Origin of the sequence: Oceanobacillus halophilus, assembly GCF_003628505.1 — a bacterium.
GTDB lineage: Bacteria > Bacillota > Bacilli > Bacillales > Amphibacillaceae > Oceanobacillus > Oceanobacillus halophilus.
Map to the genome: position 1 here is coordinate 262,221 of NZ_RBZP01000001.1, position 12,134 is coordinate 274,354.

Annotated in this window: 15 protein-coding genes; all 15 read left to right on the forward strand. The window is 36.0% G+C overall.

Features of this window, described 5'->3' with window-relative positions:
- Nucleotides 1-1,070 precede the first annotated feature (1,070 nt).
- The 15 genes from flgB (at nt 1,071) to fliL (ending at nt 12,127) form a co-directional block, all read left to right on the forward strand.
- Nucleotides 1,071-1,466 (forward strand): flagellar basal body rod protein FlgB, encoded by a 396-nt coding sequence (gene flgB / locus D8M06_RS01340; RefSeq protein WP_121202559.1) that lies wholly within the window; start codon nt 1,071-1,073, stop codon nt 1,464-1,466.
- A gap of 2 nt (nt 1,467-1,468) precedes the next feature.
- The gene (gene flgC / locus D8M06_RS01345; RefSeq protein WP_121202560.1) at nt 1,469-1,921 is read left to right on the forward strand and encodes a flagellar basal body rod protein FlgC; all 453 of its coding nucleotides are present in this window, start codon (nt 1,469-1,471) and stop codon (nt 1,919-1,921) included.
- A gap of 20 nt (nt 1,922-1,941) precedes the next feature.
- Nucleotides 1,942-2,244, forward strand: a complete 303-nt coding sequence (fliE, locus tag D8M06_RS01350) for a flagellar hook-basal body complex protein FliE (RefSeq protein ID WP_121202561.1) — start codon at nt 1,942-1,944, stop codon at nt 2,242-2,244.
- Nucleotides 2,245-2,327: 83 nt separating this feature from the next.
- Nucleotides 2,328-3,920 (forward strand): flagellar basal-body MS-ring/collar protein FliF, encoded by a 1,593-nt coding sequence (gene fliF / locus D8M06_RS01355; RefSeq protein WP_121202562.1) that lies wholly within the window; start codon nt 2,328-2,330, stop codon nt 3,918-3,920.
- Between the two features lie 13 nt (nt 3,921-3,933).
- Nucleotides 3,934-4,947, forward strand: coding sequence for a flagellar motor switch protein FliG (fliG, locus tag D8M06_RS01360; RefSeq protein WP_121202563.1), 1,014 nt, complete (start codon nt 3,934-3,936; stop codon nt 4,945-4,947).
- On the forward strand, nt 4,940-5,692 hold the full coding sequence (gene fliH, locus D8M06_RS01365) for a flagellar assembly protein FliH (RefSeq protein WP_158591718.1): 753 nt from the start codon (nt 4,940-4,942) through the stop codon (nt 5,690-5,692). The genes fliG and fliH overlap by 8 nt, the downstream gene beginning before the upstream one ends.
- 3 nt (nt 5,693-5,695) lie before the next feature.
- Nucleotides 5,696-7,015: a flagellar protein export ATPase FliI gene (gene fliI, locus D8M06_RS01370; RefSeq protein WP_121202565.1), complete on the forward strand. Its 1,320-nt coding sequence runs from the start codon at nt 5,696-5,698 to the stop codon at nt 7,013-7,015.
- Nucleotides 7,015-7,461: a flagellar export protein FliJ gene (fliJ, locus tag D8M06_RS01375; protein WP_121202566.1), complete on the forward strand. Its 447-nt coding sequence runs from the start codon at nt 7,015-7,017 to the stop codon at nt 7,459-7,461. The genes fliI and fliJ overlap by 1 nt, the downstream gene beginning before the upstream one ends.
- Before the next feature lie 5 nt (nt 7,462-7,466).
- A complete protein-coding gene (locus D8M06_RS01380; protein WP_121202567.1) occupies nt 7,467-8,057 on the forward strand; it encodes a MotE family protein in 591 nt (196 codons plus the stop codon).
- Between the two features lie 35 nt (nt 8,058-8,092).
- Nucleotides 8,093-9,400, forward strand: coding sequence for a flagellar hook-length control protein FliK (locus D8M06_RS01385; RefSeq protein WP_121202568.1), 1,308 nt, complete (start codon nt 8,093-8,095; stop codon nt 9,398-9,400).
- Entirely contained in the window at nt 9,401-9,868 is a 468-nt protein-coding gene (flgD, locus tag D8M06_RS01390) for a flagellar hook assembly protein FlgD (RefSeq protein WP_338322940.1), read from the forward strand. It begins immediately after the preceding gene.
- A gap of 15 nt (nt 9,869-9,883) precedes the next feature.
- Entirely contained in the window at nt 9,884-10,258 is a 375-nt protein-coding gene (locus D8M06_RS01395; RefSeq protein WP_121202569.1) for a TIGR02530 family flagellar biosynthesis protein, read from the forward strand.
- A gap of 79 nt (nt 10,259-10,337) precedes the next feature.
- The gene (locus D8M06_RS01400) at nt 10,338-11,447 is read left to right on the forward strand and encodes a flagellar hook-basal body complex protein (RefSeq protein WP_121202570.1); all 1,110 of its coding nucleotides are present in this window, start codon (nt 10,338-10,340) and stop codon (nt 11,445-11,447) included.
- A 49-nt stretch (nt 11,448-11,496) separates the two neighbouring features.
- On the forward strand, nt 11,497-11,715 hold the full coding sequence (locus D8M06_RS01405) for a flagellar FlbD family protein (RefSeq protein WP_121202571.1): 219 nt from the start codon (nt 11,497-11,499) through the stop codon (nt 11,713-11,715).
- Nucleotides 11,708-12,127, forward strand: coding sequence for a flagellar basal body-associated protein FliL (fliL, locus tag D8M06_RS01410; RefSeq protein ID WP_121202572.1), 420 nt, complete (start codon nt 11,708-11,710; stop codon nt 12,125-12,127). Before D8M06_RS01405 ends, fliL begins: the two co-directional genes overlap by 8 nt.
- The last annotated feature ends 7 nt before the right edge of the window (nt 12,128-12,134 follow it).

The window sequence follows — 12,134 nt, forward strand, 5'->3', positions numbered from 1 at the left end:
AACTGGTGATAGCTTATTTTTTAAAGTTCCCGTGACTTTTATCGTAATTGATAGGAATTCTTGATCTATTTAATTAAGAATAAATAACTAATGAAGCGATTCGTTAACACCGCTACGGAAATACACTCCGCTTTCCGCGGGGAGCTGGTGAGCCTCCTTCGTGCTGAAGCACTACGTAGTCTCACCGATGCTCTTCTTCCCGCAGGAGTCTCCGTGTATTTCCTCCGCTATACGTCTGCTCTATTTGTATAAAAAAGAAATATGCTGTTTAAAGGATTTTAACGGTTTTCAAACGTAAATTCTAAAGCTAAAGCCCAAAGTAATCTTGAGCGCCTATTTTAGCGGAGGAAGAATACGGAGACTCCTCGAAAATGAAAGAGCACATTTTCTTCGTGCGATGCTTCGCTGACGTAGCCTTCCTTGTCCTGCGGGGATAGCGCGTGTCCAGACCTGAGCAGCGAGGGAACTACTTGAATAAGCTACTTTGGCCCTTGCGCCGAGGAAGCCTACTTCGGAGCGATACTAGTAGACGCAGGCGCAGGTATGTTTTTTCGCGAGGAGGCTGAGGCCGTGCACGCGAACCGCAAGTATTCTGCCGGAGCGAATGATCGCACAAATCAAACATAAATGTGAGCGAGAGCTACACTATTCTGAATTACAGATATCAACAGTCTATATAAAATACAACACATATAGGGTTAGCAGTTTTCAAGTCATCCCTTTCTTATTAGCTCCTTGTTTATATAATCAAGTCACACTTGAAATATCCCGATTAGTGTTCACGCCCTCTTGGATATAGGTAAATATAACCGATTCTTCCAGACAAAATTACAGATAATTCGACAAAAGAATAACACAAACGCTTACAAATAGGTTAAAATATAAGTTATAGTGTATTCTTGGATTAGTTTTAGTCATTAAGTCCTAGTTTGTATTAACTAATTTTATGCATTGAACGAAGAAATTGTCGTAAAGTGATAGACTTTGTCGAACGATTAAATTACAATATTCGTAGGCTTGTTAATTTATGTGACGGTATTAGAATGATTTTTTTAATAGGAGGATAAATGTTGGTTTTATTTGGAGGAACTATTCATACATTACAAAATTCACTAGACTATGCTGCGACTAAAAATCGTGTTATCTCAGATAATGTAGCGAATGTAGATACACCAAATTATAAAGCTAAAGGTGTTTCCTTTAAGAATGTTTTGAGTAATGCCATGGATTCTACTGTACAGGCTCAAAAGACACACAGTAAACATATCTCTTTTAATGAAACAGATAGTTCTGTTCTTCGTGTTACAAGTAATCAACAGACTGCCTACAATCACAACGGGAATAATGTAGATATTGATAAGGAGATGGCTGACTTGGCTAAGAATCAAATCTATTACAATAGCTTAGTCGAACGAATGAATGGTAAGTTTGGTAGTCTTCAAACGGTAATAAGAGGAGGGAATTAGTAATGTCTATTTTTGATTCTATTAATACAAGTGCTAGTGCTTTAACAGTTCAAAGACTCAGAATGGATGTAGTTTCTTCAAATATTGCGAATGCGGAGACGACTCGTGCAACTATTAATGAGAATGGAGAATATGAGCCATATAGAAGAAAAATGGTCGTATTGGAATCTGAAAACAACGGTTTTCAAAGGTTTTTAAAACAGGCATCTGGAGAGGATAAATCTGGATCAGGTGTTAAAGCATCGGCAATTATGGAAGATGACGAGCCTTTTAAAGTGGTTTACAACCCAAACCATCCAGATTCAGATGAAAATGGTTATGTTCAAATGCCGAATGTCGATCCTCTACAGGAAATGGTTGATATGATGAGTTCAACTAGGTCCTATGAGGCAAACGTAACATCGTTAAATGCTAGTAAGAGTCTCTTAATGAAGGCTTTAGAAATAGGAAAATAACGTAATAAGGAGTTTTTAGTATGAATCCTATTGTGAATGCTGCACAAGGAACTAATTTACATACAACAGAATCATATCTAAAAGGTTCATCAGATAAGGTTCAATCAAATTTTACCGACACATTAAAAGGTGCAATGGAAAATTTAAATGACATCCAGCTAGAATCTGATAGAAAAACGGAAGCACTTGCTAAAGGTGATGTTGATAACTTGCATGATGTAATGATTACTGCTCAAAAAGCAAGTATTACGTTAGAAACTACCGTACAAGTTCAAAAAAAAGTAATTGATGCTTATAACGAGATAATGAGAATGCAGGTGTAATATTATTTGTGGCAAGGAAGAATTTTATCGCTTTAATAAAATAGTAATAACAATTTTTATAGCACATTGTGGTGGGGGACTTTATGAATGAAAAGTTAACTAAATGGAAGGATAAGACCGTTTCTTTTTGGACAAACCGTTCCAAAAATCAAAGAGGGATGATAATTGGTTCGATTCTATTCTTCTTTTTGATAATAATTGGTACGGTTTTTCTTACGTCGCAGTCCCATTTTGTTACGTTGTACAATGGCTTATCCTTACAGGAAGTAAATCAAATAAAAACAGAACTAGATTCAAGAAGTATCCCTTATGAGTTGACGGATGGCGGAACTACCATTGCAGTACCCGAAGAGCACGTTAATACATTACTTGTTGAATTAGCAGGGCAAGGGATACCGAATAGTGGGAATATCGATTATTCATTTTTTAGTGAAAACTCATCTTGGGGAATCACGGATAATGAATTTGACATGATGAAACTGGATGCTATGCAAACAGAACTGGCTAACCTAATAAAAGGTATGGAAGGTATTGATGATGCTCAAGTTATGATTAATATTCCAGAAGAACCGGTCTTTGCTAATGAGGCGACTGGTGAAGCTAGTGCATCTATTGTATTGAATACGCAGCCTGGTTATCAGTTCCAAGGTAACCAAATAAAGTCGTTATACCATTTAGTTTCTCGAGCAGTTCCTAACTTATCCGAAGAGAATTTAGTGATTATGAATCAATACTTTGAGTACTATGATTTAAACAATAATTCACAGTATGGAACGCAAAATGCACACTCTTATCAGCAAACAGTAAAACAGGATGTTGAACGCGATATACAAAGACGTTTACAGCAAATGCTCGGTACGATGGTTGGTAAGGATAATGTAATTGTATCCGTAACGGCAGATATTGACTTCACTCAAGAAAATCGAACAGAGGAGCTTGTTGAGCCAATTGATGTAGAAAATATGGAAGGTTTGCCTATTAGTCTGGAAACCATACAGGAGTCGTATTCTGGTGAACAAGCAGCTGGTGAAGTTGGGGGGACTGCTGATAACGATGTTACCAATTACCCAGCGGCTGGAGATGGAGAAAATGGTGATTACGAGCTTGATAAAGAAACAATTAACTATGAATTTAATAGAATTCGCCGTGAAATTGTCGAAAGCCCTTATAAAGTTCGTGACTTAGGTATACAAGTTGCTGTTAATAACTTAAGAGATTTATCAGGAGAGGCAGAATATTTATCACAGCAGGAACAAGCTACCGTGGAAGACGGAATATCTTCTATTCTGAATTCAATGGTTAGTACGTCTGTTGATAGTGAATACGGAGAAATCAATCCGGAAGAAAAGGTTTCTATCGTATTTCAAGAATTTAGTAGTAGTCAGATGACCAATTATCAAGGGAAACCGGTAATTCCTACCTGGATGTTTGTAACAGGTGGTATTTTATTGCTAGTCATCCTCCTATTGGTTGTACTGCTTCTTAGAAATAAGAAGAAAAATACTCAGGAAGTAGTTAAGGAAGAAGAGATTACATCAGAACCAATACAAGAGATTCCTGATATTGATAATGATGATTCAGAGTCTGTCATACGTAGAAAACAATTAGAGAAAGTGGCAAAAGAAAAACCAGAGGACTTTGCGAAACTGTTACGAAGTTGGATTGGTGAAGATTAAGGGGGGATAAACATTGGTGAGACAAAAGTCTGCTTTAACTGGGAAACAAAAAGCAGCAATTCTATTAATTGCTCTAGGTCCAGATGTTTCAGCGCAAGTTTATAAGCATTTATCTGATGAAGAAATTGAAAGTTTAAGTTTAGAGATTTCTTCCGTAAAAAAAGTAGATGCAAGCTTAAAAGAAGATGTATTAGAGCAGTTCCATCAAATAGTCGTTGCACAGGATTATATATCTCAAGGTGGGATTGGATATGCAAAAACTGTTCTAGAGAAGGCGTTCGGTAAACAGGAAGCTTCAAATATTATCAATCGACTTACCTCCTCTTTACAAGTAAGACCTTTCGACTTTGCAAGAAAAGCTGATCCCCAGCAACTCCTTAATTTTATCCAAGGTGAACACCCACAAACAATTGCATTGGTTCTTTCCTATTTAGATGCTGAACAAGCTGGACAAATAATGTCTGCACTACCACAAGAGATGCAAGCTGATGTTGCTAAGCGTATAGCAACCATGGATTCAACGTCACCTGAAATTATTAGCCAAGTGGAGCAAGTATTAGAAAGAAATCTCTCAACTGCATTAACGGAAGATTTTACCAAGACTGGCGGTATTTCTGCTGTTGTAGAGGTACTAAACGGAGTAGATAGAAGTACGGAGAGAACGATTCTCGATGCTTTGGAAATCCAAGATCCAGAGTTAGCGGATGAAATTAAGAAACGAATGTTTGTATTTGAAGATATAGTTATTTTAGATAATCGTGCGATTCAGCGTGTTATTCGAGAAGTTGAAAACGAAGACCTACGACTTGCTTTGAAGGTAGCAAGTGAAGAAGTGAAGAATATTATTTTTTCCAATATGTCTCAACGGATGGCAGAAACGTTTAAAGAGGAAATGGAATATATGGGCCCTGTTCGATTGCTGGATGTTGAGGAGGCACAAACACGAATTGTAGCAACAATCCGCAGATTAGAAGATATTGGGGAAATTGTAATTGCCCGTGGTGGAGGGGACGATATCATTGTCTAATAATCATTCTATTCCATCTAAAAAGATTATACAGATCAAGTCACCTAATTACTTTTATAACGAAAAATCCAGTAAGAATCTTGTGTCTGAAGAAGTCAAAGAAATGGAAAGTATTCAAAGTGAAATTACTTTAGCAAGTAAGCAGTTGGAACAACTTAAAAATCAAAGAGAAAAGTTATTGCAAACTACAAAAATGGAAATTGAAACAGAAAAAAAGAATTGGGAAAAAGAAAAGCTAAGTTTGGTGCAACAGGCTAAGGATGAGGGATATACTGCTGGGTTTTCCTCTGGTAAAGAAGAAGGACTGCTTCAGTATAAAGAACTTATTGAGAAAGTAAATGTTATTGTACAGACAGCAACGGAAGAATATCACGCAGCTGTTGAAAAAAGTAATGAAGCTATTTTACTATTGGCAATCCATACAGCAGAAAGAATACTCAATGTTAAATTGGATGAAGATCCGGCAAAATTCATTCATATCGTAAAACAAGCCATCAAAGAGTTAAAAGATCAATCAATGGTTTCGATTTACTTGCATCCATCTAATTATCATTATGTTCTTGAGCAGAAGGAAGAGCTATCACGAACAATGCCAAGCGATATGCGATTGGAATTATATGTAAAGGAAGATCTTCATGAGAATGCATGCGTCATTGAACATCCTTTTGGTCGAATCGATGCTAGTGTTGATACCCAACTGAAACAAGTCTACGATATTTTATTGGATATAGCTCAGGAGAGTTAAAAGATGAATCTGGAAAACTATTATGACGTCATTAATCAAGCTGATACCTTTAAGTATTATGGGAAAGTCTTAAGGGTGGTTGGGTTGATGGTCGAATCACAAGGACCACAAGCAAACATAGGAGATGTATGCTATATACATTCTTCCAAAAAAGATAAGGATCCCATCCTGTCAGAAGTGGTAGGTTTTAATCATGAGAAAATTATTCTAATGCCATATTCAGAAGTGACCGAAATAGGTGCTGGATGTCTCGTTGAATCTACTGGGAAACCTTTAAAAATAAAAGTTGGCCATGGTTTGATTGGAAAAGTGATTGATTCTCTTGGGAAACCATTAGACCTATCACCATTACCGAAAGGATTAACTGGTATTCCGACCAATCAATCTCCACCAAATCCTATGTTGCGCCCATCCATATCCCAAGCAATTCAAGTTGGTGTAAGGGCAATTGATACACTCCTGACTGTAGGAAAAGGACAACGAGTTGGTATCTTTGCAGGGAGTGGTGTTGGTAAAAGTACATTACTTGGAATGATTGCTAGAAATAGTGGAGCAGATATAAACGTTATAGCATTAATTGGTGAACGGGGTCGGGAAGTAAGAGAATTTATTGAAAAGGATTTAGGAGAAGAAGGCGTTAAGAAGTCTATCATTGTAGTAGCTACATCTGATCAACCTGCATTAATGCGGATGAAGGGTGCTTATACGGCAACAGCAATTAGTGAATACTTCCGTGATTTAGGTTATCAAGTAAACTTAATGATGGATTCAGTAACACGTGTTGCTATGGCGCAACGAGAAATCGGTCTTGCCGTTGGTGAACCACCAACGACTAAGGGTTACACGCCATCTGTCTTTTCCATTCTACCTAAACTATTGGAGCGAACGGGAACAAATGACTTCGGGACAATTACTGCATTCTATACTGTATTAGTAGATGGGGATGATATGAATGAACCAATTGCTGATGCTGTTAGAGGGATATTAGATGGACATTTTGTAATGGATCGAAAAATAGCAGAACGCGGTCAATTTCCAGCTATAAACGTATTGAAATCAGTGAGTAGAGTAATGAATCAGGTGACAACACCTGAACACCAGAAACTTGCAAATGATATTCGATCATTACTATCTAAATATGAGGAAAATGTAGAACTCATTAACATTGGAGCTTATAAACGAGGGACGAATAAAGAAATTGACAAAGCAATTGCCTTCTATCCACAAGTACAGGCATTTTTAAAGCAAGGTGTTTTTGAATATACGACATTTGATGAGTCCATTAATATGATGAGAACCTTGCTAAATGGAGGAATAAAATAATGGCAGAAACATTGACTTTATCAAAAATATTATACGTGCGAGAGAATGAAAAGAAAATTGCTCAGAAGGATTTTCATCAGTCAATGAATGATTTTGAGAAAGTGGCTACTGATTTTTATACATTACTAAAGAAAAAAGAAAATGCTGAAGCTTCCTATGAACAATTCTTACAATCGTCAGTTCCAATAAATCAGTTGAAACAACTTACATCTTATATTGAGATATTGAACAATAAAATAGTAGAATTACAAGAAAAAGTGAATAGTGCTAGACATGTAATGGAAATGAAACAATCCAAATTGTCAGAGGCGCATATTGAAGTAAAAAAGTTTGAAAAATTGATAGAAAATCGTATTAATTGGGAAAAAGATCATCAGAGTAGAATGGAAAAAGCCTTCATGGATGAAATTTCTATCAACCAATTTTCAAGCCACGAAACCAGGTGAAAGATATGACAGAAAAAATAAAGGATAGAAAGAAAAAGTCTAACCCATTTCTATGGTTTTTATTTGCAATTGCTATACCAATGGCTATTGTTGTTTCATTAGTTATGATAATTTTGAATGTTGCTGGCTTTGATATTGTGGACTGGGCAGCACAAAAAGGAAAAAACATACCAGTAGTTGCGAATGTTCTAACAGATGAAGGAGAGACAGTGGAAGTAGAGGATATGGAACGTCGGTTACAGGAAACCATAGAAACTAAAAATATGGAAATCGATCAACTATCACAAAATGTGTCTGAATTAGAATCAGTAATTCGTGATTTGGAACAGGAAATCTTGGTACTAGAGCAAAATGAACAAAGTGCCAGTGAAGAAGAAAGTACAGAACAGCATGATTTAGCAAAAACAATAGCCAAAACTTATGAAGAAATGGACAGTGAACAAGCAGCGCTCATCCTTGAAAGTATGGAAGATCGGACTTCGGTTGTTTCTATTCTTAATAAGCTATCGAATGAGGTCCGTGGAGAAATCTTACAGGAAATGAATCCTGAAACTGCTGCGGATTTAACCCTTAGATTACTTTCTACTACAGATTGAAATTATTAAATGTACTTGAGAGGGGGTGAATCAAAATGAACGGAATTGGGATGGCACTACCGCTAAATCAGGTGGAAACAGAGTTATCTGGAATGAACAGTTTAAAACAAGAAGACATTCTTAGTAATTTTAAACAAATTTTACATGGACAGCTTGATGAAGATAAGCAGTCAATGGCCACTAATGTTACACAAATAGTAGATAGGTATGTTAATAATCTGAAACAGCAAGAAGAACTAGATGCACTTCCGGAAGAGATGAAAAGTGTTCTAACTGGATTAACGGAACTAGGTAATGAAAGCAAGCCCCCTAATGACCTGATACATGGACAACATTTATCTTCACTTCAACTAAATACGAATACTGTTTCGGATGAGGTTTTATCATTGGGGTTGTTTATAAAACACTCAGGTGACCTATCTAGTGGGTTGGGGTCGTTCAATAAAAATATTCAGGCTGAAGGTAATGTATCTATGAATCTATACAAAGATATTATCGCTAAGTTTGACGCATTAGTAACCCAAATGAAAACAAACAAAGATATTCAAAAAAATGCACCTAAAATATTAGAACTCCTTCAGCAATGGACAAATGTTGCTGGAAAGGATAATAGACAACCTAATGATTTAGGGAGAGTACTTCAAACTTTTCAAAAAGGAAATAGGGAAGAACATATAGTATGGAAGGACTTAGTTCAATCCTTTCAAAAGAGAAATCAGTTAACTATTAAACAGCAGTATGCGATGGATGCGGAAGTTACCAACAAAGACATTACGAACTGGATAGAAAAGGCATTGAATAAACATCGGATGATTTTATCTGAAAAAGCACCTATTGATTTACATACCGGGGAGCCCCTATCTAAGTTAGAACAATATTCAATTTATATTAACAAAACACAGAACGCAGCAACAACTAGCCAGCAACTAATGGAACAATTCCAGTCTATTGTAAAGTCTAGTAAGTTCTTATCTTTGCCAAATGGAAATAATCAACTATCAATTACTTTAAACCCTAATAACTTAGGGGAAATGATGGTTCGTCTTATTCAAATAAACGGTGAAATGACAGTTAAAATAACTGTTACCACCCAAGCAGCGAAAGAAATGCTTGAAACTAATATTAACCAGCTAAGGAACATGTTTTCACCACAGCAAGTAGTAATAGAGAAGCAAGAAACTAATTCGCAACATAATCAGTTTTATCAAAAGGACCATAATGGTCACCAATGGAAAGACGATACTAATCGTGAAGATTCCAGTCATTCGGATCAAGAGCAAAATCAACCTTCAGATGAAGAATTTCAAGCACAGTTTCGTGAAATACTGAATGAGAAAGTTTAGGTGATAAAGGTGAATACCATTGACCCATCGTTTTACTTATCGAATCAAAAAATAACAAGAGAACCTAGCCCTACCTTAGATAAGGATGGATTTTTAAAGATACTTATGACGCAATTACAAAATCAGGATCCAACAGATCCAATGGATGATAATGCTATGGTGGAGCAAATGGCTACTCTTACTTCATTAGAACAAGTGATGAATATGTCCAGTGCCATTGAAACACTCGTTCAGAGTCAAGTAGTATCTCCAGTGATTCAGTATAGTCATATGATTGGCAAAGAAGTGATGTATCAGCAATCGGATGATCAAGCGGAAAGCGAAAAGAATACTGTCAAAGGAAATGTTGTAGCGGTTAGTCAAAAAGAGGGTTTAGCTATTTTTGAGTTGGATAATGGTGAAAAAATTTATGCAGATGCTGTTACAAAAATAGGTCACTCAAGTATAGAAGCAAATGGTACTGAGTAAAGGAAGTGAACGTTAGTGAGTCAACCAATCCAACAAGTAGCACAACAGTATTCGTTACAGTTACCGAGAGACAAGAATGTAACTAAAAATGACAAATCGATAGCTTTTAAAGACTTACTGGCAGAACAAAGTAAGTTAAAAATCAGCAAGCATGCAACCTCACGACTCAATGAAAGAAATATTGAAATAAATGAGAAACAATGGCAAACCATTGAAGAAAAAATGCAAGAAGCTAAGAAAAAGGGAATTACAGATTCGTTAGTTGTATTAAATGAGGCAGCACTTTTAGTCAGTGCTAAAAATAATACAGTAGTAACTGCGATGGATATAAATGAGGCTTCAAGTAAGATATTTACTAATATAAATGGAACCATTTTAATCAACGAATAGGCTGGACCCTTTTGGGAGGCCAACTAAGCTGTGGAATGACAGAAGCAGCAATAATTAACCAATAAAGGGGAATGTACTAATGTTACGTTCAATGTATGCAGGAATCTCAGGGATGAAAAATTTTCAAACAAAGTTAGATGTTATTGGTAATAATATTGCCAATGTGAATACATCAGGTTTTAAAAAGAGTACTGTTACCTTTCAAGAAATGATGAGTCAGACCACTTCACCCGCTCAAGGAGCTACTGAAACCAAAGGTGGGGTTAATGCATCTCAAGTTGGACTAGGTTCACAGTTAGGGTCTATCTCAAATATTCAAACGGAGGGATTTCGTCAAACTACCAATAATCCTTTAGACTTTTCTATAGAGGGAGATGGGATGTTTGTGGTAGCTAGTAATCTAGTATACCAAGATGAAGAGAGTCCAGACGGCCTTGGATCATTAGTAGAGTCCAGTGTTGAACTGGGAGAATCGAGTTTATCTTATACTAGATCGGGTAATTTTTACTTAGATGACGGAGGAAATATAGTTAATTCTCAGGGGCTATATCTAATAGGTAATAAAGCAGATATTGATGGCGATGCAATTGTTTTAGGAAACAATGGTGAATTATACTCTGTTGATCGAGATGGTAATCTTTACGAAGTTCAATATGTAGACTATGAAGGTAATGTTTTGGAAGTTGAGGCTGATGACGCTGGAAATCTTTCTGTTGGTGATGATGAAATAGATTCAACTCAGATTATTTTAAGTAAAGTCGATGATACGCCAGATACACCAGACGGTGATGACTTTGAATATGACTATTTATTCAGCCCTATTAATATACCAAGTAATGCACAGAGCTTTAGTGTGCAAACAAATGGAACGGTCAATTACATTGCTTCAAACGGTAGTACTCAAGTAGCTGGAAGAGTTGGTATAGCAAGTTTTTCCAACACAGCTGGACTTCAAAAGGTAGGAAATAACCTTTTCTTAAATAGTGAAAATGCTGGATATAACGGAATATTTCCAGGAGAAATAAATAGTACTGGATCAATAGTTAGTGGATCTGTAGAAATGTCTAACGTTGATCTAGCTGAAGAGTTTACGGAAATGATTACTGCTCAACGGGGTTTTCAAGCAAACACTAGAATCATTACAACTTCAGATGAAATTTTACAAGAGCTTGTAAACTTAAAACGATAAAAGGGAGGTAGGGAGTGAATGAAAATAATTCACTCCCGCCAATTTTAATATGATTCAGTTAACACGTCTAAATGGTGAACAGTATTTTCTAAATGCTGTTTTAATCGAACAAATTGAGTCCAGGCCTGATACAACTATAACGCTTATTAATGGGAAGAAGATAGTTGTCAAAGATAGTAAATTTGAAGTTTTGAGGTCTATTACAGACTATTATCGCAAAATTGGTCTTCAAATGATACATAAGGAAATAGGTGATTTAGATGAGTAGATTAGTCAAATCAATGTTAACTTCTTTAGCGGTATTATTGATTGTGACAATTGCTGCTTTAGTTGTTATTTTGAATGTTACGGATGATAATAGACAAGCTGAAGAAGGAAAGATTGATGATATAATTGAATATTCCTATCAGTCACCTGAAATAACAACAGACCTAGAAGACGGAAGTTTTGTACGAATACAGTTTCAAATAATTACCAATAGTAAAGATGCTAAAAAAGAAATAAGCAAACGCGATTTTCAATTAAAGAACATACTTATTAAAGAACTTGCAACCATGAATGAGGAAGATTTCAAATCTGGTTTATCTAATTTAGAAGAGGTAGTAAAAGAAAGATTAAATCAGGTTATGGTTGAAGGGAAAATAGAGGACGTCTATACAATTGAAAAGATTTTGCAATGAGATAGGG